The organism is Deinococcus depolymerans, assembly GCF_039522025.1.
Taxonomy (GTDB): domain Bacteria; phylum Deinococcota; class Deinococci; order Deinococcales; family Deinococcaceae; genus Deinococcus; species Deinococcus depolymerans.
In genome coordinates this window covers 111,228-132,363 of sequence record NZ_BAAADB010000030.1, presented here as the reverse complement: position 1 = coordinate 132,363, position 21,136 = coordinate 111,228, and the positions used below count along the sequence as shown (strand labels likewise).

Below are 21,136 nucleotides of genomic sequence, written 5' to 3'. Positions count from 1 at the left end.
CAGACCCTGCGGGCGACCCCTCCCTGGCTCCCCGGGGTTACCCCGGACGTGTCCCCGGAGGTTCTTCCATGAGCGTTCGTGTTCCGCTGCTGCTGACCCTGCTGCTGTCCAGTTGCGCCGCGCCTCCAGCGCCGCCGACGGCCCTCTCCTCCGCCCCCGCGCTGGGCGTGCAGTCCGTGCTGACCTGGCAGGCGCTGCGTCAGGGCGACAGTGGCCGCGACGTGGTCACGCTGCAGTACCTGCTGCGCCACCGCGGGTACACCCTGAGCGTGGACGGGGCGTTCGGCGCCGGGACGGACAGCGCCGTGCGGGCCTTCCAGGGTTCAAACGGCCTGACGGTGGACGGCATCGTGGGTGGCAACACCTGGGAGAAACTGATCGTCACCGTGCGCCAGGGGGACAGCAGCAACGCCGTGCGGGCCGTGCAGGACCAGCTGCGCAGCGGGTACGGGTACACGGCCGTGACCGTGGACGGCGCGTTCGGGTCCGGCACGAACACGGCCGTGCGGGACTTCCAGGGCAAGCGCGGCCTGAGCGCCGACGGCGTGGTGGGCCTGAACACCTGGCACGCCCTGGTGACCGGGGCCAGCACCGGCGGGTCGAGCACGACGGCCAGCCTCGCGCAGGGTCTGCTGAACACCAGCCGCGTCACGCTGGGCACGGGCAGCAGCACCACCGGCGGCAGTCCCCGGCAGAACATGCAGGACACCGCCGCCGGGCGGGCCGCCACGCGCGGCTGCGCCAGCAACGCCAACTGCGGCCTGACCGTGTACCTGAAAAAGAGCATGCTGCAGGGCATGTCTGACCTGTCGCGCAGCAACAGCTTCTACGTGACCTCGATTGCGGGCGGCGTGCACTCCACGTACTCGGACCACTACGCGGGGCTGGCGTTCGACATCGGCACCTGGAACGGCGTGAGTCTCGGCAGCCCGAACAGCTCGCACACGGCGGCGCGCAACGCCTGCATCGCGGCCGGCAGCGACCCGGGGCAGACCTTCGACGCGTACCACGATCCGACCGGCGGGCACAGCAACCACGTGCACTGCGCGTGGAACTGACCGTGACGGCCCTCCGCCCACGCGCGCGGGCAGGTTCAGCCCCAGCGGGACACACCGGACCCACCGATCCGACCCTGGTGCACCCGGCGGGTCCGGTGCCGCTGATCTGCCCGTCCCGCTCGCGCGCCGCGAGGTCCACTGCGCAACCAGGGACGGGCCGGAAGTCATCGACCCGCCCGGCGAGGTCCGGACCCGGCGTTCCCGTCAGGTCGTCACCTTCTGGCCGCTGGTCGCGGTCACGGCTTCCCACCGCTGCCCCCAGGAGAACCCCATGAACAGCTTCAACCGACGCGACGTGCTGCGCCTGGGTCTGCTGGCGAGCGCCAGTGCCGCCCTGGCGGGTTGCGGCGTTCCCCTGACGCGCGTGCCCGAGCAGCTGAATGCGCTGGCGGTGGCCGCACCGGGCATCTCGACCTGCGCGGCGTGGCTGGCGCAGCCCGCCAGCTCTCCCATCGTGATGCTCGCGGCGCGGCCCACCCGCATCCTGGTGCACCACACGGCCAGCGCGAACACCTCGGACCTGTCGCAGGCGCAGGCGTTCAGTCTGGCCCGCACGATCCAGCAGAGTCACTTCTCACGCGGGTGGATCGACACGGGCCAGCAGTTCACGGTCAGCCGGGGCGGGTACGTCCTGGAAGGCCGGCACCGCAGCCTGGAGGCCGCGCAGGGCGGGACTGGGCACGTCCAGGGCGCGCACTGCGACGGGCAGAACGACGTGGCGGTCGGCATCGAGAACGAGGGCACGTACATGACCGTCTCGCCGCCCGCCGGGCAGTACGGCGCTCTGGTCAGCCTGTGCGCGTGGCTGTGCCAGCAGTACGGGATTCCCGCCACGGAACTGTACGGGCACCGGGACTTCAACGCCACGGACTGCCCCGGCGACGTGCTGTACGCGAAGCTGCCACAGCTGCGCTCGGACGTGGCCGCGCGGCTGGGCGTGCAGCTGCGCATCTGGCCCACCACACGGACCGGCATGACGGGCGAGAGGGTGCGCAGCGCGCAGCGGCTCCTGCTCGCCGCCGGGCAGACAGTCAGCGACGACGGCAGTTACGGCAGCGGCACCGCCAGCGCGGTCAGCGCCTTCCAGGGGGGCGTGGGCCTCACGCCCGACGGTCTGATCGGCTCGGCCACCTGGGAACGCCTGATCCGCACGGTCCGGCGCGGTGACAGCGGCCCGGCGGTGAAGGCCGCGCAGGGACAGCTCGCGGCGCGCGGGTACGCGGTCACGGTGGACGGCGCGTTCGGACCCGCCACCGAGAGTGCGGTGAAGTCCTTCCAGACGGGCAAAGCCCTGACGGCGGACGGAATCGTCGGGCCGAACACTTGGCTGGCGCTGGAAAGCTGAGGGGCAGCCGAGAGCGCCCGGTGGCCTACGCCTCGCCGGGCAGTTCCTCGACCTGCACACCCAGCAGGTGAGCGAGGTCGAGTACCTGCGCGGCCTCCACGGTGACGCCCTGAAGGTCGGCGGCCCCGGCACGCAGGCCACCCAGGGCGCTGCCGCGCAGATCCGCGCCGTCCAGCTGGGCGCCGCGCAGGTCCGTGCGGTGCAGGCGGCAGTCCCGCAGGACCGCGCCGGGCAACTTCGCTTCCATGAAACTGGCCTCGCTGAGGTCGCAGCCGTTCAGGTGCAGGTGGCCAGCGTCGGCCCGCTGCCAGACACTCAGGGGGGCGTGGACGCGGGTCAGGCGCACGTGTCGCAGCCGCACGCCAGCCGCCTGGAGGCCCAGCAGGCGCGAGCCCGTGACCTCGGCACGCTCCAGGCTCACGTCCGTCCAGCGCGCGCCGCTGAGGTCGCAGTCCTCGAAGCGCACGTCCAGCAGGCGCACGCGCTCCCAGACGCTGCCGGTCAGGTTCACGCGCCGGAACACGCACCCGGCGAAGGTCACGCTGTGCAGCGCGGCCAGGGCAGGCCAGTCCCCCTCGAACAGCACGCCACGCAGGGTCGCCTCGTCTTCGATCTGTTCGGGGCCGGACGCGCGGACGCCGCCACGCGGGAACCTCGGGGGTGCGGGACGAACAGAGGAAGCGTGGACTGGAGGCATGGTGCCCGTCACAGTACCCCACCGGGAACGTCACCCGGCGGGACCGTCCGGTGTGCCACACGGACTCCGACTGAATGGTGTTCGCAAACCGTTCCGTCCGAGGGGATGCAAATCGGAGCAGATGGGACGGCCGGGCGTGGCGTTAGGAGCCCGGTGGTGTTCCGGGTGGAGGGCGAAACGGACGGAGTCCGTCTCATACGGCTTCCGTCCGTTTCGTTCACAGATCGGAACACCACCGATCTGTCAACTCCACGTCCGGAAGCCGTTTCTCTCCTGCTCGCTCTGCTGCGCAGCTCTACGAGTCCGCTCGGATTGAACGGCTTTGTAAGCCATTCAACCGGAGTCCGTATCAGACGGTCAGGATCTCGAAGCCCTTGGCCGTGACGACCAGGGTGTGCTCGAACTGCGCGCTGGGTTGCCCGTCGGCGGTGGTGACGGTCCAGCCGTCGGCCTGCAGGCGCGTTTCGGGGCGGCCCAGGTTGATCATGGGTTCCACCGTGAACACCATGCCGGGCTGGAGTTTCAGGCCGGTGTAGCGTGCGCCCCAGTGGTAGATGGTGGGTTCCTCGTGCAGGCGCTTGCCGATGCCGTGCCCGGTGTACTCGCGGACCACGCTGTACCCGCGCGCCTCGGCGAGGGTCTGGATGGCGTGCCCGATGTCGCCGGTACGGGCGTTCGGGCGGATGACGTCCAGACCCGCTTTCAGGCACTCGCGGGTGGTGTCCACGAGGCCCTGCACGTCGGCGCTGACCTGCCCGACCGTGTAGGTGTAGCAGGCGTCGCCGTACACGCCGTTCATCAGCACGCCGATGTCCACGCCGACCACGTCGCCTTCCTTCAGTTCGCGGCCGTCGGGGATGCCGTGGCAGATGACCTCGTTCACGCTGGCGCAGATGGTGCCGGGGAAGGGGTTGTTCTTCGGGCCGTACCCCAGGTAGGCGGGCGTGGCTCCGGCGCGGCGGATGTGTTCCTCGGCCAGGGTGTCGAGTTCTTTCAGGGTGACGCCGGGTTTCACGTGCGGCTCCAGCACACGGAACGTCTCCGCGACGAGCGCCCCGGCGCGGCGCATGGCTTCGATCTCTCGGGCGGATTTCAGGGAAACGCGGCTCATAACGCATGAGGCTAACACGGCCCGGTGCGCCCTTCCCTACCGCGCGTCACGGTACCCTGAACCGCATGAGTGACCAGCACAGCGGCACAGGAGCGCGCAGCGTCGTGATCAGCGTGGACATGGAGGGCGTGACCGGCGTTTCCAGCTGGGTGCAGGTCAGCCCACCCGAGTTCGGTGGGCTGGTGAGCGGCAGCGAATACGAGCGGGCGCGCGAACGCATGACACTGGAAGCCGCCGCCGCCGCGCAGGGCGCACTGGACGCCGGGGCGACCGACGTGCTCGTGAACGACAGCCACGACACCATGCGGAACCTGATCCCGGAACTGCTCCCGGACGGCGTGCGCTTTACCAGCGGGAACGACAAGCCGCTGAGCATGGTGCAGGGCGTGCAGGAGGCCGGGGTGCTGGGCCTGCTGTTCGTGGGCTACCACGCGCGGGCCGGAAGCGTGCGCGGGCCGCTGGCGCACACCTGGAACGGCTTCATCCGGGACGTGCGCGTGAACGGCGCGAGCACCGGCGAGTACGGCCTGAACGCCCTGCTGGCCGGGCATTACGGCGTGCCCGTGCTGTTCGCCTGCGGCGACGACGTGGCCATGGCAGAAATCACCGCCGAACTGGGCGAGGGTGTGGTCACGGTCCCGGTCAAGGAGGGCCTGAGCAGTTTCGCGGCCACGCACCTGCACCCGCGCGAGGCGCAGCGCCGCATCCGCGACGGCGCGTTCCGGGCCGTGCAGCAGGCGCTGCACTCGCCGCCCAGGCCGTACGGCACGCGCTTCCCGGCGGCCGCGCAGCTGAGCTTCGATCATCAGGCCCGCGCGGACGCCTGCGAGCGCGTGCCCGGCATCACCCGCATCGACGCCGTGACGGTCGGCTGGGAGAGCAGCAACGCCTTCCACCTGTTCCAGACGTTCCGGATGCTGGCCAGCGTGGCCGACGTGCGCCTGAACGCCTGACCGCCACAGGCAACCCTGCGGGCATCCTCATGCGGCGTCCGGTAGCCTGAACGCATGCGCCGCCCCCTGACCGCCCTGACTGCCCTGAGCATCACCACCCTGACCGTCCCCGCCAGCGCCGCCGCCGTGTGGGCCGGCGTGGACGCCACCACAGGCGGGTACGGCCTGCACGCCGGCACCGCCCTGCTGCCCATCCCGTTCATCGGCACGGTCGGCGTGGAAGGCAGCGCCGAACGCCCCTGGCAGGCGACCGACACCACCTCCAACCGCTACGCCGCCGGCGTGACCCTGCGCGACCTGAACCTCCCCCTGACGAAGGTGGACGCCTTCGCCACCGTCGGCGGGCAACTCACCGTCCCCACCGCGCAGGGGGGCGAGAACAGGTTCGCGCTGTACGGCGAGACCGGCCTGCGCGGCCCCGTGTTCGGCCCCGCCGGATGGCGCGCGTTCGTGCGGGCCAGCAGCGCCGGGCAGATCGGCGCGGGCGTCGGCCTGGAACTGCGCTTCTGACCTCAATCGCACTCACCTGCCCGGCCGTCCTCTGATACGGACTCCGATTGAATGGGCTTTGCAGCCCATTCAATCGGAGTCCGTATGACCCTGCACGCCCGTCAGCGGGTCAATGTGGAGTCCACCGATCAGCGTCCTCCCGAGTTCGCGGCCGCAGCGGTGCAGGTCTGCGGTCAGGCGCGCTGGCGCGTGCGCGTCCGCGCGGGTCAGGTCGTCCCGCAGCCAGGGCAGCACGTCCGGTTCCACGTTCAGCTCAGGGCGGCGCGGAGGCGCTGAATGTCCTCGCGCCACGCGTCGGCGTCCTCGCTGTCCTCCCAGAGGTCCGGGAGTTCGCTGCCGGGGCCGAGGACGCGTTCCAGGGCTTCCATGGCGTGCGGGCGCAGGTGGGTCAGTTCGGCGGCGTCCGCGTTCTGCACCCAGGCGCGCAGGGCGGCGTCGGTCAGGGCGCTGGTGTCGCCGGTCAGGACGGCGGCGAGCGTCTCGGCGGCGGCGACGGCGCGGTGGCCTTCCTCGGCTTCGAGGTAGTCGTTGTCGGGGTCCACCGCCACGTCGAAGGCTTCCGCCAGGGCGTACGCGCCGTCCTGCACGATCTCGGCGGCGTACGCAGCGGCGGCCTCGTTCTGGAAGGGGCCGACGCCCCAGGCGCTCATGCGGGGGCCTCGCTGCGCCCGTAGCGCTGCTCGACGTATTTTTCCATGAGTTCCTGGAAGTCCTCGGCGATGCGGGGGCCGCGCAGGGTGGTCAGGAGTTTGCCGTCCTGGTAGACGGGCGCGCGGGGGTCCTCGCCGGTGCCGGGCAGGGAGATGCCGATGTTGGCGTGTTTGCTCTCGCCGGGGCCGTTCACGATGCAGCCCATGACGGCGACCTGCATGTCCTCCACGCCGGGGTATTTGGCTTTCCAGTCGGGCATGGTGTCGCGGATGTAGTCCTGAATCTTCTGGGCGAGTTCCTGGAAGAAGGTGCTGGTGGTGCGGCCGCAGCCGGGGCAGGAGGTGACCTGCGGGAGGAACTGGCGGATGCCGAGGCTCTGGAGGATCTGCTGGGCGACCTCGACTTCCAGTTTGCGGCTCGCGCCGGGTTCCGGGGTGAGGCTGACGCGGATGGTGTCCCCGATGCCGTCGATCAGCAGGGGGGCGAGGGCGGCGCTGCTGGCGACGATGCCTTTCATGCCCATGCCCGCCTCGGTCAGGCCGAGGTGCAGGGGGTAGTCGCACAGCGGGGCGAGCTGGCGGTACACCTGCCAGAGTTCCGGGGCGGAGCTGACCTTCACGCTGATGAGGATCTTGTCGTGCGCGAGGCCGAGTTCCTCGGCGTAGGCGGCGCTTTCCAGGGCGGAGACGACCATCGCGTCGATCATGACGTCCGTGCCGGTCCTGGGTGAGCCGTTGGCGGTGTTCTCGTCCATCAGGCGCGCGAGGACCTGCTGGTCGAGGCTGCCCCAGTTCACGCCGATCCGGACGGGTTTGTCGAACTCCCTGGCGACCTCGATCATGGTGGCGAAGTTCGCGTCGTGGTGCTGTCCGGCGCCGACGTTGCCGGGGTTGATGCGGTACTTGGCGAGCAATCGGGCCGTTTCGGGGAATTCGCGCAGGAGGATGTGGCCGTTGTAGTGGAAGTCCCCGACGATGGGCACCTCGATCCCGACCTCTTTCAGGCGGGCGACGATGTCGGGGATGGCGGCGGCGGCCTCGCGGGTGTTGACGGTGACGCGCACGATCTCGCTGCCTGCCCGGACGAGCTGCGCGATCTGGATGGCGGTGGCTTCGGCGTTGGCGGTGTCGGTGTTCGTCATGGATTGCACGACGACCGGGTGGGCGCTGCCCACCATGACCCCTCCCACGTTGACGCTGACGGTCTGGCGACGCTTCATGCCGCCCAGTGTACGCGGCGTCATGCGGGATGGTCAGGAAGGAGCGTTACGGCCGCTGTCGGTGCCCCGCCCCTGGTGCCACTTGACCGCGGGGGGCGGCGGGCTTCAGACTGTGGCGCAAAGTTCAAAGGCAACGCTTGCCCGCCGGGCACGACCTTGGCCGCACTGCTGACCGCAGAGGTGCGCTGAGACCGTGCCCGGTGTCCTTTCTGCTGCCCTCCCGTGCGGGCAGCCCCGCATTCCCCCTTCTCTCTCGACTGGTTCCGCTTCCGGAGGTTTTCATGTCCGTCTTTCCGCTTCTGTCCACCCAGCACGACCACACGCCCGCCTACACCGAGACGCTCGGCGCGCCGATGGGCAGTTCCGTGCGGGTGCGTGTCCGCACGACCCTGAGCGTCACGGAGGTTCACCTGAAGTTCGTGCGGGTCGGTGAGATCGAGTCCGTCCCGGCGCGCGAGGTCACGCCGCTGGGCGACGCGCCGGGACGCTGGTTCGAGGCGGACCTGCCGGTCCATGAGGGCCGCGTGCGGTACGCGTGGCAGCTGAACTTCACGAACGATCACCTGCACCTGACCGGACTGGGCCTGAACCGTTCGCGGCGCGGGTTCCGGTCGTGGTTCACGTACCTGACCGGGCACGCCGCGCCCGAGTGGGCTTGGCAGAGCGTGTTCTACCAGATCTTCCCGGACCGCTTCCGCAACGGGGATCCCGGCAATGACGTCCAGACCGGCGAGTACGTATACGGGGACCGCGTGGTCGAGCAGGTCGAGTGGAACACGCCCATCGACAGCTGGGGCGACATTCACGGGCATTACGGCGGGGACCTGAACGGCATCACGCAGGCCCTGCCGTACCTGACGGACCTGGGGGTGAGCGGGCTGTGGCTCACGCCGATCTTCGTGTCGCCCAGCAACCACCGCTACGACATCACCGATTACCGGCACGTGGACCCGCACCTGGGCGGCGACGGGGCCTGGGACGAACTGGTGCAGGCGGCCGACCGGGCCGGCGTGAAGATCGTGCTGGACGGCGTGTTCAACCACGTTGGGAACGAGAACGCCCTGTTCCGCGCGGCGCAGGAGACCGAGGACGCCCCGGAACGCGGCATGTTCACCTGGCGGGACGAACCCGGCAAACTGCCGTACCACGCCTTCTTCGACGTGCCCACCCTGCCGAAGATCGACTACCGCAACGAGTTCGCCGTGCAGGAGTTCTTCAGCGGCGAGGAGAGCGTCGTTCGGCACTGGCTGCGGCGCGGCGCGGCCGGCTGGCGGCTGGACGTGGCGCACATGATCGGCACGGGCGGCACCGACGAGGACAACCTGCCGCTACACCGCACCCTGAAACGCGCGGCGCGCGAGGAACGCCCGGACGCGTACGTGTTCGGGGAGCGCTTCTACGACCCGGAGCACGCGCTGGACGGTCAGGGCGAGGACGGCAGCATGAACTACCACGGGTTCGGCCTGCCGGTCATGCAGTGGCTGGCCCGCGCGAACATGGCCTTCGAGCCGAGCGCGCTGGGCGGCGAGGAACTCGTGGAGATCCTGTGGGACGCGTACCATGCGCTGCCCGCCCAGGTGGCGCTGAGCATGTTCAACGTGCTCGAATCGCATGACATTCCGCGGGCGCTGTACCGCCTGGGGAACGACCGCACACGGTTCCTGGCGGGCGTGACGCTGCTGATGGGGTACGCGGGCGTGCCCTGCACGTACTACGGCAGTGAGGTCGGCGTGACGCAGTCCCGTGACGGCGCGATGCCCTGGTGCCGCGAATCCATGCCCTGGGACGAGTCCCGGTGGGACACGGCCCTGCGCGCCCGCATGAAGGACCTGATCGCGGTGCGTCGCCGGACCCTGGCGTTGCAGCGGGGTAACCTGCGCTTCCTGCACGCCGAGGAGGACGCCGTGGCGTTCCTGCGTGAGTACACGCACGCCGACGGCCGCGCCGAGCGGGCCGCGGTGATCGTCAGTCGCCGGGCCGAGGCGCACGCGGTCACGCTGTCCCTGCCGGACGGCGAGTGGCGCGACGCCGTGACCGGCGAGGCGCTGCGCGGCGGGCACGTCACGCTGGATGCCAGCGGGGGCCGCCTGCTGCTCGGCTGACGGACTCGACGGACAGGCCGGTTCGGTGGGCTGACGGAGTCTGGCGGCGTGGGGTATGCTCGTGTCACATGTCACATGCAGATGATTCGGCGCTGTACACGCAGTGGGTCACGCTTCTGGGCTGGCTGGAGGACAGCGCGGCGGCGCGCGGCCTGTCGTTCGAGAAGGTTGCGGACTTCCCGGACTACATCTACCGCATGGAACGCCCCTACGACCTGCCCACCACCGTCATGAGCGTCAGCGTGGGCGTGGGCGGGCAACCGCTGCTGATCGCGGCGGTCAGCCCGCGCCACGTGGACCTGGGTGGCGTGTCGCTGCGCCTGATGGGCGGCAGCAAGCACTGGCACCTGCACGCCGGGAGCGGCGGAACGCTGCTGGAAGGCAAGCGGCCCTTCACGCGCGAGCGGCTGGACGCCCTGCTGGACGGCGCCCTGCGCAGCAACGCCGTGTAACACGGACTCCGATTGAATGGCTTACAAAGCCGTTCAATCCGAGCGAAGCGGGGAGGAGCTGGGCGGGTTCCGGACGTGGAGCTGGCCATCCGGTGAAGTTCCGGATTGTCGGCGAAACAAACGGAATCCGTATAACCCCAGAAAACGGCAGGGACGGGTCCTCCCCTGCGCAGGCCCGTCCCCTTCCTGTTCCCCGTTCAGGCCGGCTGGCTGCCGAAGGCGATGAAGCCGGCCGCCACGCCGATCAGGGTGCCGATCAGCACCTCGAGGTAGGTGTGGCCCATCAGGACGCGCAGGGGGCTGGGCGCGAACCCCTCGCGGACCACGGCGCGCAGTTCATCGACCAGTTCGTTCAGCAGGCGGGCCTGCTGGCCGCTGCTGTGACGCACGCCGGTCGCGTCGTACATGACGATCAGGGCGAACACGGCGCTCGCGGCGAACAGCGGGCTGCCCAGGCCCTCGGTGATACCGACGCCGGTGGTCAGGGCGGCAACCATGGCGCTGTGACTGCTGGGCATGCCGCCGGTCTCCATGAACGCGCCGGGGTGCCAGCGGCGTTCGAGCAGCAGGATCAGCAGCACCTTCATGACCTGCGCGCCCGTGCTGCTGAGCACGGCGACCCACAGCCAGCGGTTGCCGATCAGGTCAGCGAAGGAGTTCACCGTTCGCTCCGTTCGGCTGCCCCACCTGGTTCTGCCCTGTCTGGTTCTGCGTGGCCTGCACCTGCGCTGTCTGGTTCTGGGCGGCCTGGACGGTGTTCATCATCAGTTGCGCGACCGTCATGGGGCCCACGCCGCCCGGCACGGGTGTCAGCGCCCCGGCCACGCCCGCCACGTCCGGGTGCACGTCACCGGTCAGGCGGGCCTTGCCGCCCTCGGTGGGCACGCGGTTGATGCCCACGTCAATAACGGTCGCGCCGGGGCGCACCATGTCCGGCGTGATCAGGTGCGCGTGCCCGGCCGCGACGATCAGCAGGTCGGCGCGGCGGGTTACGGTGCCCAGGTCCGGGGTGGCGCGGTGGGCGACGGTGACGGTCGCGTCGGCGTTCAGCAGCAGGCCCGCCAGGGGTCGCCCGACCAGGGCGCTGCGGCCCACGATCACGGCGTGCTGCCCGGCCACCGGAAGGCGGTAGTGGTCCAGCAGGGCCATCACCCCGGCGGGCGTGCAGGGGCGCAGGCCGGGCTGCCCCTGCCACAGCAGCCCGGCGCTGACCGGGTGCAGGCCGTCCACGTCCTTGCGCGGGTCGAGGCAGGCCAGGGCCGCGTCGGCGTTCAGGTGGGCCGGGAGGGGCAGTTGCAGCAGCACGCCGTGTACGCCGTTGTCGGCGTTCAGGGTGCCGATCAGGGCGTGCAGGTCCGCCTGGGTGGTGTCGTCCGGCAGGGCGTACACGTGGCTGTGCAGGCCGAGTTCCACGGCTTTCTTCGCCTTGCCGCGCACGTAGCTTTCACTGGCGGGGTCGTCGCCCACCCGGATGAATGCGATGCTGGGCGTGACGGGCAGCGTGGCGGCCAGGGCGGCGGCGCGGGCGAGCAGTTCGGCGGCGGCGGGCGGGCCGGCCAGGGTCCGGGCCTCGGCCCGGCCGCTGGTCACTCGGGCTCTCCGTCCGGGAGGGGCGCTTCCGCCTCGGGCTGCGCGGCCGGGGCGGGCTGTCCCCGGCTGTTCAGGGCGCGGCTCAGGCCGGCGAGCACGCCGTTCACGAAGCGGCCGGAGTCGTCCCCGCCGAACTTGCGGGCGATACGCACGGCGCTCTCGATGACGGGCGGGTGCGGCTCGCTGGTGTGCATCATCTCGAAGGTCGCCAGGCGCAGGATGTTCAGGTCGGTCTGGGCCATCTGGTCGAAGCTCCAGCCGCGGATGGTGCGGCGCAGGGTCGCGTCGATGTCGGGGCGGGCGGCGCTGATGCCGCGCACGAGTTCCTGCGCGAAGGTCAGGGCGTCCTCGCTGAGGGCAGGGAAGGTGTCGTCGCCACTGCGCATGGCGCCCTCGGCGCGGGTGAACACGCTCTGCATGGGCAGGTCGCCCCGGTCAGCTTCGAACAGCACCCGGAACGCGAACTCGCGGGCGGCGCGGCGGGTGCCGACGGGCGCGGCGGCCTTCTCGCGGCGGCGGGTCATGCGGCGCTGCCTTTGGGCAGGCAGACGTTGTGCACACTGACGTTCACGGCGCGGACCTTCAGGCCGGTCATGAGTTCGATGTTCTCGCGCACGGCGCGCTGGGCCTGTTCGCTCAGGGCGATCAGGCTGCGGCCGAACTCGATGTTCAGGCCCAGGTCGACGGTCACGTCGTTGCCTTCGCGGGTGACGCGCAGCGCGCGGGCCTTGCGGCCGGGGTTCTGGTTGCGCAGCACCTCGCCGACCTTCAGGGGGGCGGCGGCGATCTCGGTTCCTTCAATGCCGTCCAGGGTGGTGGCGGCGATGTCCATCAGGACACTCTTGCTGATCTCGACTTCGGGGTTGGTTGCCATGCTCGTCTTGCCTCCACGCGCGGGCCCCGCTGATGCTCGGGCCGCGCCAATAGTTCTCAGTTTATACGCAACGGCGGTCCTTCCGGCCATTTCCGGCGTGCGTTCAGCTGGCGGGGTCCGTCACGCCCCGTTCCCGCAGCAGGTCGGCCAGCTGGGCTTCGGTCAGGACGTTCACGCCGAGTTCCTGCGCGCGGGCGAGTTTGCTGCCCGCCTCTTCCCCGGCGATCAGGTAGCTGGTCTTGCCGGTCACGCTGCCGGTCACGCGGCCCCCGGCGGCCTCCAGCTGCGCCTTGATGGCGTCGCGCGGGCGGGTCAGGGTGCCGGTGATCACGAAGTTCAGGCCCTGCAGTTGCTCGCCGCGCCGGGTGACCTCCTCGGCGGGGTTCACGCCGTGGGCGCGCAGCCGCTCCAGCACGCCGCGCATGCTGGGATCGGCCAGGGCCGCCGTGACGCTCTGGGCGATCACGCCGCCCATGCCGGGCACGTTCTCGATCTGTTCGGGCGTGGCGGCCAGCAGGGCGTCCAGCGTGCCGAAGGCGCGGGCGAGCGCCTGCGCGTTGCGTTCGCCCACGTGGTTCATGCCGAGCGCGTTCACGAGTCGCCACAGCGGCCTGGTGCGGCTGGCGTCCAGCTGCGCGAGGATGTTCTGCGCTTTCTTCTCGCCGCCACGTTCCAGTCCGGCCAGCTGTTCGGCGTTCAGGGTGTACAGGTCCGAGACGTCCCGCACCAGTCCGGATTCGATGAGTTGCGCGACGAGTTTCTCGCCGATGCCGCGCACGTCCATCGCGCCGCGCGACACGAAGTACCGGATGCGCTCGAAGGCCTGGGCGGGGCAGGCGGGATTCGGGCAGTAGGTGTTCGCGTCGCCGTCGGCGCGGGTGACCTCATGGCCGCACTCGGGGCAGTGGGTGGGGAACGCGAACGGCTGGGCGCCCTCGGGCCGTCTGTCGTGCAGGACGCGCATGATCTGCGGGATCACCCCGCCGGACTTGCGGACCACCACCGTATCCCCGATGTGCAGGTCGAGGTCGCGGATGAAGTCCTCGTTGTGCAGCGTGGCGCGGCTGACGGTGCTGCCCTCGATCAGGCGCGGCGCGAGGTGCGCGAGCGGCGCGAGTTTCCCGGTGCGGCCCACGTTCACGGTGATGGCCTCCAGGGTCGTCTCGACCTCCTCGACCGGGAACTTGTACGCGATCGCCCACCTCGGCGCGCGGCTGGTGAAGCCCGCCTCCTCCTGCAGGCGCAGCGGATCCAGTTTCAGGACCGTGCCGTCCGCGTCGAACTCGAAGGTCTGCCGCCGGGCGGTCATGCGGGCGTGGTAGTCGGCGGCGGCGCGCAGGCCGCGCAGGGTCTCGCTGTATGCGCTGACCGGGAAGCCCTGTGCGGCCAGCCACGCCAGCACCTCGCCCTGGGTGGTGGCGGGCACGCCGTCGCGGCGGCCCAGCGCGTAGAAGATCGCGCGGAGGTTGCGGGTGCGGGTCACTTCCGGGTCCTTCTGCCGCAGCGCGCCCGCCGCGCCGTTGCGGGGGTTCTTCAGCAGCGGCGTCCCCAGTTCCTCGGCCTGCTCGTTGAAGGCCGCGAAGTCCGCTCGGCTCATGTACACCTCGCCGCGCACCTCCAGTTCGCCGCTCAGGCCGGGCAGGTGCGTGGGAATGCCGGGCACGGTGGCGACCTGCGCGGTCACGATCTCGCCGGTCACGCCGTTGCCGCGCGTGGCGGCCCACTGGAGTTCGCCGTTCAGGTAGTACAGGTTGACGCTCAGGCCGTCGATCTTCAGTTCGCCCGTGAAGGTGAAGTCGTCGTGGTCGGCCGGGAGGTTCAGGGCGCGGGCGAGTTTCTCGCGCCAGTCGTCCAGTTCCTCGTCACTGAAGGCGTTGTCGAGGCTGGTCATGGGGGTGGGGTGATTCACCGGCACGAAGGTCCCGGCGGGCGCGCCGCCCACCGCCTGCGCGGGGCTCAGGTCGCGGCCGTCGGTGTCGGCAGCGCGGGCGGCCCAGTCGGGGTTCGCGGTTTCGAGGGCGCGCAGTTCACGGGCCAGGGCGTCGTACTCGCTGTCGGGGATTTCCGGGGTGTCCAGTTCGTGGTACGCGCGGTTGTGGCGGGCGACCTCGGCCCGCAGCGCAAGGTAACGGTCAAACGCAGCCTGATCCATGCCCTCAGCGTATCACCCGGCCCCGGTTCGCCCCACACACGAACGCGGGCCGGGATTGTCCCAGCAGGCGGTCCCCACTCATACGGACTCCGGTTGAATGGGCTGCAAAGCCCGCTGGGTCCGAGCGAAGCGAGTGGGAGCTGGGCGGGTTCCGGACGTGGAGTCGGCAATCCGGTGAAGTTCCGGATTGTCGGCGAAACAAACGGCAGTCCGTATCAGGCCGGCCGGTAGCCGATCTGGTCGGCGGCCTGCGCGGCGGCCTCCTTGCCCCACACGTGCGCCGCCACGTGCAGCGCCGCCTGCAGGGCCGGCAGCCCGGACGGCGTGGTCATCAGCGGCCCGTCGGTCACGACCTGCCCGGCCTGCACGCCCGCCACGCCGAAGCCCCACAGCGTGTCACTCAGGTCGGCGGGGCCGCCCACCACGCGCCCGGTCAGGGTGCCGGCCTCGCCGCACAGCAGCGCCCCGCTGCCCGAAGCGCCGGTCGGCAGGGCCGCGTGCCCTGCCAGGAACGCGCGCAGCAGCGGGTCACGGCTGGCCCGCGCCGCGCCGGGACCGCCGGGCAGCAGCAGGCCCGCCGGTTCCGGCAGCGCCGCGTACAGCACGTGCGGCGTGCTGACCAGCCCGCCCGCCGTGACGATACTCGCCCGCGAGCGGTTGACGGTCAGGGCCGCGCCCTCGCCGCCGCACAGGCGGCACACGGTCATCATGACGCCCAGTTCCAGTTCGCTGACCCCGGCGTACACCGGAATCGCCACGACCGGCCCCGGCTCGGTCGGCGCTGCGCCGGCGGTCTCCACGGCGTCCGGGGTCATTCGCTGTGCAGGGGCCGCAGTTCCAGCGAGCGGCGCGACAGGGGCGGGTGCACCTCGCCCGCGATCAGCAGTTCGTCGGCCGCCGCCTCGCTCAGCCGCTCCACGCGCAGCAGGTACGTGCGGGCCGACGCGGCCGAATCGAAGCGGCGGGGGTGCGGGTCTCCCTCCACGCGCAGGTCAAACCACTCCAGGGTCATGCTCACAGGTCCCTCAGGTCCTCCCAGAGCTGCCAGCCGAAGCCCTCCGGGGTGGCCTCCAGCAGCGGGTCGAGCAGGCCGCTGGCGAGCGTGGCGTCCTCGTGCAGCGCCTCGTTGCTGGGCCGCTCGTCGTACACGCGCAGCACCGTGAACTGGTAGAAGGCCTGCGAGGCGGTGGGTTCGCCGTTCTCGAAGAACGCGAACGGAGGGTTCACGCCGTCCCACAGGACGTGCGCGCCCTCACTGTCCCCGCCCGTCAGGTCCAGTTCGTGCGGCAGGAAATGCTCAAGTTCGATGTCGGCGCCCTGCGGATGCCACACATACCCCTGTAGCAGGCGGACAGCAGCGCGGCCCCCGGCCTGCGGTTCACTGGTACTCACGCCGCACAGCATACCGGCTTTCAGCCGCGCCGCGCCCCGCACCCCGCACGCTCAGCCGTGCAGGCCGTGCAGGCGCAGGGCGTCCGAGGCCCGCAGCACCCGCGGATCGAAGGGCACGCCCAGGTCAAGCAGCGTGCCCGCCGGATCCGGGTGGAACTGCTCGAGCGCCAGGGCCGCCTCGCGCCACACGCTGACCCGGAAAGGCGCCAGCTCCCCGCCGTCCACACCGGGACCGCCGTGCAGGGCGCCGCGCAGCCAGCGCAGGGCCGCCGCGCCCTCCCGGATGGTCGCGCGGGCCTCCAGGGCCAGCAGCTGCGCCTGCAATCCCGGATCGGGGGCCGCGCCGCGCGGCCCCGCACCGGGACTGACCTCCAGGCGGCGCAGCAGGGCGTGCGCGCGGTTCAGGTCCCCCAGCGCCGCGTCGGTCGGACCGGCGCGCAGCAGCACGTCGGCGCGCATGGTCCGCGCCTGCGCCTCCTCGTAGGCGTGCCCGGCCATGCCCAGCGCCCGGTCCGTGAACGCCAGCGCCCGCCGGGACTCCGGTTCGCACAGGGCGCGGCTGAGCAGCATGTCGAAGCGCAGCATCTCCTCGCGGTCCCCGCGCGGCTGCGCCTGCTCCAGCAGGCCGTCCAGGATCGCGCGGGCCTGCGCGAGGTCCGGGTGGTCCGCGCCGGGCGCCGGCCCCAGCAGGGGCTGCAGGTACGGTCGGCCCAGGCCGCGCGACAGGTAGGCCAGCGCCACGCGGTACAGCGTGCGCCGCTCGCGGTAACGGGTCTCGGCGGGGCGGACCTCGCTGCGCGACAACAGTTCCAGCGCCTGCGCGGCCTGTGCCAGCGCGTCGTCCGGGCGGGCCAGGGCCAGCAGGATCGGCACGCCCTCCGAGAGCAGCCGGGCCCGTGGCACGCCGTCCGCGTGGCGGCGGTCGTCGGCCGGCACGAGACGCAGCGCCGCGTCCAGCCGCTCCAGCGCCTCGGCGGGGCGGCCCAGGCGGCGCTGCGCGGTCGCGGTGCGCGCCAGGACCCGCGCGACCTCCTCGGGGCCGCCGCCGGCCGCGTCCAGCCGCGCCGAGGCGTCCAGCAGCGCTGCCAGCGCCTCGCCGGGCTGACCCAGCCGCAGGAGCAGGTCCCCCTGCTGGTAACGTGCGCGCGCCGAGAGCAGCGGACTGGACGCCGGCACGGCCCGCAGCGCCCCGAGCGCCTCGTCCCAGCGGCCGGCGTCCTTGGCGATCAGGCCGCGCCACAGCAGGGCGCGCGGACCACCCTGCTGCGCGCGCGGGTCCACGGCGGCGCGCGTCGCCTCGGTCAGGTCCCCCTGCCAGCGGGCCAGGGCGGCGCGGACCAGCAGCGCGTCTGCCTGGGCCGCGACCGTCCAGGGATCCCGCGCGGCCGCTCCGTCCGCGCCGACCAGGTCCATGCCCGTCACGTCCGGGTGGGTCAGCTGCGTGCGGGCGGCGTCCATGTTCCCGCCCTCCAGGCTGCTCTCGGCCAGTTTCACGCGGGCCCAGGCGCGCACGGCGTCACGTGGACTTTCCATCAGGGTGAACAGCGCGTCGCGGGCGCGGGGTTCGTTGTACTCGCCGCGGCCGGCGTGGTGCGTGACGACCGCGCGGGCCAGCGTCTCGCGGTCCGGGCCGGGCGGCGCGGCCCGCAGGACCGGCCACAGGCCCGGCAGGTGCCGGATGTCGTCCAGGTGCGCCGTGACGTGCGCGGCCAGCGCCGTCCAGTCTTGCAGGGCGGCCAGCGCACCCAGCCGGTACGCGCCGAACGCCGGGTCCTCCAGTCGGGCCAGGGTCCGCAGGGCGTCCGTCTGCGCGGCGCGGGCCACGGCAGCCCACGCGGCACACAGGACCGGCGCGGGCCGCCAGCCGGCGTCCGGACTCCCGCGCAGCAGCGCCCGCGCGTGCGGCGGCAGCGTGGCGGGCGAGCGGCCCAGCAGGGCGAGCAGCAGCGCGTCCGGCCAGGGCGCACGGTCCGGACCGGGGCCCAGGGTGGCGTTCAGGGCGGCGGTGCGTTCCGTCAGCTGGCGGGAATCCGGGTCGCTCAGCAGGTCGGCCGGGCGCACGTCCCCGCCACTGAGACTGGCGAGCAGCGTCAGGCGGTCCAGGTGCCGGCCCGTCTCCTGAACCAGCCGGTCCGCCTCGGCACGCGGGACGTTCAGGCGGGCCATCAGGTACGCGCGCGCCTCGGCCGCCGTGGGGGGCCGCAGTTCAATCACCTCGCACGGCGCCGCGGAGGGCGCGTCCCCCTCGACGGCCAGCAGGACCGCCACGCCGGACGGCGCCCGTTCCAGCAGAGAACGGACCGCCCAGGTCGCCGGGTCGGTCGGTTCCCCGCCGGGCAGGCGCGGCGGGCCGCCGTGCAGGGTCAGGTCGCCTGTGACGCGCAGCAGCAGCGCCCCGGTCGCCGGGAGCACCTGCCGCGCCCCGTCCAGCTGCGCCTGCGCCAGCGCCGCGAACGACGATCCGGCCGGTGCGGGCGCCTGCAGCGTCCCGGCCGCCTCGCCCGACAGGAACAGCTGCCGGACCGGCACGCCCTGCGCCGCCAGGGCGCGCGCCACGTGCGACAGCAGCACGGTCTTCCCCGCCCCGGTCCGCCCGCACACGATCAGGCGCGGCGCCCGCCCGGCCCGCACGCCCGCCAGGAACTGCCGATAGGCGCGTTTCTTGCTGCGGCCCAGCAGGTCCAGTTCATCCGGGACGGCCGGCGCCCCGGGCAGGGACGTGTCCGGCAGGGGGCGGCCGACCTCGCGGGCCAGGCCGGCCAGCACGGCCCGCAGCGCCGCCTTGTCGGCCGGGGTGCCCACGTCGCGGTAGATGATGTTGCGCACGCTCGAGGGATTGGCTCCGCTGGCGCGCATCTCGGCTTCCAGCCAGCGCAGACTGCCGCGCACCACGCCGCCCCCACCGGGGGGCAGGTGCGCGCGAAGGTCCGAGAGCACCGCCTTCCAGTCCACGTCTGCCGCGAGCTTAGCATTCCGCCGCCCCCGACTGGACCGGGTTCATGAAAGTCCAGGCTTGCCGTTCCTGACGAACTCGTCAGCAATCCGCGCCGGCAGGTGTGTATACTCCGGCACAGCGTTCAATTCACCGTGCACCACCCCACCGGAGGACCCCTATGCGTATCTTTGTCACTGCCGCCCTTGCCCTGACCGTCAGCGCCCTCGGGGGCGCGTCCGCCCAGTCCCTGCAGGCTGCCCAGAGTCAGTTCGACCAGGGCAACTGGCAGGCCGCCGCCACCGCCGCCGCCGCCCTGAACACCAGCGAAGGCCTGTCCCTGGCCGCCGAGGCGACCACCGCCGGCGCCGCCCTGGTCCCCGACAACCAGAAGAAAGCGCTGTTCGAGAAGGCGCAGGGCTACGCCAAGCAGGCCATCGCCAAGGACAAGAACAACGCCGAGGCGTACTTCGAACTGGCCCGCGCGCAGGGCCGCCTCGCGCAGTTCAGCGGCATCTTCCAGAGCCTGGGCCTCGCGCAGGACATGAAGAAAAACCTCGACGCGGCCATCAAGCTCGACCCGAAACTCGCCGGCGCGTACGTCGCGCTGGGCCTGTGGAACGCCAACCTGGACGCCGGCGGCATCAAGGGTGCCATCGCCGTGCAGGCGACCGGCGCCACCCGCGGGAACGTCGTCGCGAACTTCGAGAAGGCCATCGCGCTGGAACCCGAGGAGGCCGTGCACCGCTTCGAGTACGGCAACGCCCTGCTCACCATGGGCAAGAAGGCCGAGGCCGCCGCGCAGTTCCAGAAGGCCATCACCATGCGCGCCGAGACCTTCTGGGAGAAGCGCAACATCGAGGCAGCCAAGGCAGCCCTCGCCAAACTGAAGTAACGCTGTAGTAACACGGCCTCGGGTTGAACGGCTTTGTAAGCCATTCAACCCGAGGCCGTGTCATACGGACTGCCGTTTGTTTCGCCTACAATCCGGAACTTCACCGGATTGCCGACTCCACGTCCGGAACCCGCCCAGCTCCCACTCGCTTCGCTCGGACCCAGCGGGCTTTGCAGCCCATTCAATCGGAGTCCGTATCAGGCGTTCAGGAGTTGCACGGCGCCGGGCAGGGTTTCGACGTGCAGTTCGGTCACGCGGCCGTGCAGGTCGCCGTCGAGGTGCACCCGCACCGGGGCGTCCCAGCGGACCGTGACCTGCTGCGCGGCGCAGGTGTGGACGCGTGGGTGCTTCAGGTGCCGGCCCCGCAGGACACGGAGCATCAGGTCCGTGAGTTGCCGGCGGTTCATGTCGGCGCCCGCGACGACGTTCACGCGACCGTCGCGCAGGTCGCTGTCCGGGCTGATCATGAACCCGCCGCCGTAGCGGGTACCGTTCATGACCGCCACGATGCCGCTCGGCCCGGCGTACAGGGTCCGGCCGTCGGCAGTGACGGTCACGTGCGTGAGCTTCAGCTGCCGGATGGTGGCGACGGCCGACCAGGCGTAGCGCGCGAAACCGCGCAGCCGGGCGGGCGCGCGGTCCATGTTCGCGGTGACGTCCGAGTCGAAGCCCATGCCCAGGCCGTTGAGCAGCAGGTGGGTGCGGCCCGCCCCGTCCCCCTGACGGATGGTGACGCGCAGGGCGTCCACGGCGCGCGGCTGGTAGTTCAGGCGGTCCAGCGCCTCGGCGAATGCGCCGGGCCGCAGGCCCAGCAGGCCCGCGAAATCATTCCCGGTGCCCAGCGGCACGACTGCCAGGGGCCGCCCCGTTCCGACCAGCGCGGGGAGCAGCGCCCCGACCGTGCCGTCCCCGCCGACCGCCATGACCGCCGTTCCCGCCGGCAGCGCCCGCAGCCGGGCCAGCGCCGCCCCGCCGCTGGCCTCGCGGATCAGTTCGTGGCTCAGGTGCCGGGCCTGCAGTTCACGTTCCAGTCGCGGCCAGGCGTGCAGTGCCAGGCCGTTCCCGGCATTCGGGTTGAGCACCACCGCGAGGTGCGGCGTGGCGTGCGCGGCGGGTGGGTTGCCTTCAGGAGTCACAGGCGATCAGCATAAGGCATCGGGCAGAACGCGCCTCTGCCGAAGGCGGGCGGGACGGGGCGCTGGA

At 71.7% G+C, this 21,136-nt stretch carries 22 protein-coding genes; 7 read left to right on the top strand and 15 right to left on the bottom strand.

Features of this window, described 5'->3' with window-relative positions; all coding sequences use genetic code 11:
* Positions 1 to 68: 68 nt before the first annotated feature.
* Both ABDZ66_RS15235 and ABDZ66_RS15230 read left to right on the top strand, forming a co-directional pair.
* Positions 69 to 1,058, top strand: coding sequence for a peptidoglycan-binding domain-containing protein (locus tag ABDZ66_RS15235; RefSeq protein ID WP_343760702.1), 990 nt, complete (start codon positions 69 to 71; stop codon positions 1,056 to 1,058).
* A 271-nt stretch (positions 1,059 to 1,329) separates the two neighbouring features.
* Positions 1,330 to 2,403, top strand: coding sequence for a peptidoglycan recognition protein family protein (locus tag ABDZ66_RS15230; protein ID WP_343760700.1), 1,074 nt, complete (start codon positions 1,330 to 1,332; stop codon positions 2,401 to 2,403).
* A gap of 25 nt (positions 2,404 to 2,428) precedes the next feature.
* Here ABDZ66_RS15230 and ABDZ66_RS15225 read toward each other — a convergent pair whose 3' ends face one another.
* On the bottom strand, positions 2,429 to 3,100 hold the full coding sequence (locus ABDZ66_RS15225) for a pentapeptide repeat-containing protein (protein WP_343760698.1): 672 nt from the start codon (positions 3,098 to 3,100) through the stop codon (positions 2,429 to 2,431).
* 349 nt (positions 3,101 to 3,449) lie between these two features.
* Positions 3,450 to 4,211: a type I methionyl aminopeptidase gene (map, locus tag ABDZ66_RS15220; protein ID WP_343760696.1), complete on the bottom strand. Its 762-nt coding sequence runs from the start codon at positions 4,209 to 4,211 to the stop codon at positions 3,450 to 3,452.
* Between the two features lie 65 nt (positions 4,212 to 4,276).
* On the opposite strand from map, the gene ABDZ66_RS15215 reads away from it, so the two are divergent.
* Complete coding sequence (locus tag ABDZ66_RS15215; protein ID WP_343760692.1) at positions 4,277 to 5,164, top strand: M55 family metallopeptidase; 888 nt, start codon at positions 4,277 to 4,279, stop codon at positions 5,162 to 5,164.
* Between the two features lie 54 nt (positions 5,165 to 5,218).
* Positions 5,219 to 5,674, top strand: a complete 456-nt coding sequence (locus ABDZ66_RS15210) for a hypothetical protein (protein ID WP_343760688.1) — start codon at positions 5,219 to 5,221, stop codon at positions 5,672 to 5,674.
* Between the two features lie 69 nt (positions 5,675 to 5,743).
* Here the strand turns inward: ABDZ66_RS15210 and ABDZ66_RS15205 are convergent, their stop codons facing one another.
* From ABDZ66_RS15205 to ispG, 3 genes are read right to left on the bottom strand one after another with little or no spacing between them, the layout of a single operon-like run.
* A complete protein-coding gene (locus tag ABDZ66_RS15205) occupies positions 5,744 to 5,920 on the bottom strand; it encodes a hypothetical protein (protein ID WP_343760685.1) in 177 nt (58 codons plus the stop codon).
* A gap of 2 nt (positions 5,921 to 5,922) precedes the next feature.
* Complete coding sequence (locus ABDZ66_RS15200; protein WP_343760681.1) at positions 5,923 to 6,324, bottom strand: DUF4259 domain-containing protein; 402 nt, start codon at positions 6,322 to 6,324, stop codon at positions 5,923 to 5,925.
* The gene (gene ispG / locus ABDZ66_RS15195) at positions 6,321 to 7,544 is read right to left on the bottom strand and encodes a flavodoxin-dependent (E)-4-hydroxy-3-methylbut-2-enyl-diphosphate synthase (protein ID WP_343760676.1); all 1,224 of its coding nucleotides are present in this window, start codon (positions 7,542 to 7,544) and stop codon (positions 6,321 to 6,323) included. Before ispG ends, ABDZ66_RS15200 begins: the two co-directional genes overlap by 4 nt.
* Positions 7,545 to 7,825: 281 nt before the next feature.
* Between ispG and ABDZ66_RS15190 the strand changes: the two genes are divergently transcribed.
* Both ABDZ66_RS15190 and ABDZ66_RS15185 read left to right on the top strand, forming a co-directional pair.
* On the top strand, positions 7,826 to 9,646 hold the full coding sequence (locus tag ABDZ66_RS15190; RefSeq protein WP_343760674.1) for an alpha-amylase family glycosyl hydrolase: 1,821 nt from the start codon (positions 7,826 to 7,828) through the stop codon (positions 9,644 to 9,646).
* Between the two features lie 68 nt (positions 9,647 to 9,714).
* Positions 9,715 to 10,098 carry an NADH-quinone oxidoreductase subunit 15 gene (locus tag ABDZ66_RS15185; protein ID WP_343760672.1) on the top strand — a complete coding sequence of 128 codons (384 nt, stop codon included), beginning with the start codon at positions 9,715 to 9,717 and terminating at the stop codon, positions 10,096 to 10,098.
* A gap of 197 nt (positions 10,099 to 10,295) precedes the next feature.
* Here the strand turns inward: ABDZ66_RS15185 and ABDZ66_RS15180 are convergent, their stop codons facing one another.
* The 9 genes from ABDZ66_RS15180 to ABDZ66_RS15140 form a co-directional block, all read right to left on the bottom strand.
* The gene (locus tag ABDZ66_RS15180) at positions 10,296 to 10,760 is read right to left on the bottom strand and encodes a divergent PAP2 family protein (protein ID WP_343760670.1); all 465 of its coding nucleotides are present in this window, start codon (positions 10,758 to 10,760) and stop codon (positions 10,296 to 10,298) included.
* Complete coding sequence (locus tag ABDZ66_RS15175; protein WP_343760668.1) at positions 10,744 to 11,688, bottom strand: bifunctional 5,10-methylenetetrahydrofolate dehydrogenase/5,10-methenyltetrahydrofolate cyclohydrolase; 945 nt, start codon at positions 11,686 to 11,688, stop codon at positions 10,744 to 10,746. The genes ABDZ66_RS15180 and ABDZ66_RS15175 overlap by 17 nt, the downstream gene beginning before the upstream one ends.
* Positions 11,685 to 12,212 (bottom strand): transcription antitermination factor NusB, encoded by a 528-nt coding sequence (gene nusB, locus ABDZ66_RS15170; RefSeq protein ID WP_343760666.1) that lies wholly within the window; start codon positions 12,210 to 12,212, stop codon positions 11,685 to 11,687. Before nusB ends, ABDZ66_RS15175 begins: the two co-directional genes overlap by 4 nt.
* Complete coding sequence (locus ABDZ66_RS15165; protein ID WP_343760664.1) at positions 12,209 to 12,562, bottom strand: Asp23/Gls24 family envelope stress response protein; 354 nt, start codon at positions 12,560 to 12,562, stop codon at positions 12,209 to 12,211. Before ABDZ66_RS15165 ends, nusB begins: the two co-directional genes overlap by 4 nt.
* A gap of 103 nt (positions 12,563 to 12,665) precedes the next feature.
* Entirely contained in the window at positions 12,666 to 14,714 is a 2,049-nt protein-coding gene (gene ligA, locus ABDZ66_RS15160) for an NAD-dependent DNA ligase LigA (RefSeq protein ID WP_343760662.1), read from the bottom strand.
* 215 nt (positions 14,715 to 14,929) lie between these two features.
* A complete protein-coding gene (locus ABDZ66_RS15155; protein ID WP_343760660.1) occupies positions 14,930 to 15,529 on the bottom strand; it encodes a type 1 glutamine amidotransferase family protein in 600 nt (199 codons plus the stop codon).
* Positions 15,526 to 15,726 carry a hypothetical protein gene (locus tag ABDZ66_RS15150; protein WP_343761059.1) on the bottom strand — a complete coding sequence of 67 codons (201 nt, stop codon included), beginning with the start codon at positions 15,724 to 15,726 and terminating at the stop codon, positions 15,526 to 15,528. Before ABDZ66_RS15150 ends, ABDZ66_RS15155 begins: the two co-directional genes overlap by 4 nt.
* Before the next feature lie 2 nt (positions 15,727 to 15,728).
* A complete protein-coding gene (locus tag ABDZ66_RS15145) occupies positions 15,729 to 16,118 on the bottom strand; it encodes a DUF3208 domain-containing protein (RefSeq protein ID WP_425544446.1) in 390 nt (129 codons plus the stop codon).
* 39 nt (positions 16,119 to 16,157) lie between these two features.
* Positions 16,158 to 19,058: a hypothetical protein gene (locus tag ABDZ66_RS15140; RefSeq protein WP_343760656.1), complete on the bottom strand. Its 2,901-nt coding sequence runs from the start codon at positions 19,056 to 19,058 to the stop codon at positions 16,158 to 16,160.
* Between the two features lie 161 nt (positions 19,059 to 19,219).
* On the opposite strand from ABDZ66_RS15140, the gene ABDZ66_RS15135 reads away from it, so the two are divergent.
* A complete protein-coding gene (locus ABDZ66_RS15135) occupies positions 19,220 to 19,933 on the top strand; it encodes a hypothetical protein (protein ID WP_343760654.1) in 714 nt (237 codons plus the stop codon).
* A 197-nt stretch (positions 19,934 to 20,130) separates the two neighbouring features.
* On the opposite strand, the gene ABDZ66_RS15130 is transcribed toward ABDZ66_RS15135, so the two are convergent.
* Positions 20,131 to 21,069 carry a diacylglycerol/lipid kinase family protein gene (locus ABDZ66_RS15130; RefSeq protein ID WP_343760652.1) on the bottom strand — a complete coding sequence of 313 codons (939 nt, stop codon included), beginning with the start codon at positions 21,067 to 21,069 and terminating at the stop codon, positions 20,131 to 20,133.
* Between the last annotated feature and the right edge of the window lie 67 nt (positions 21,070 to 21,136).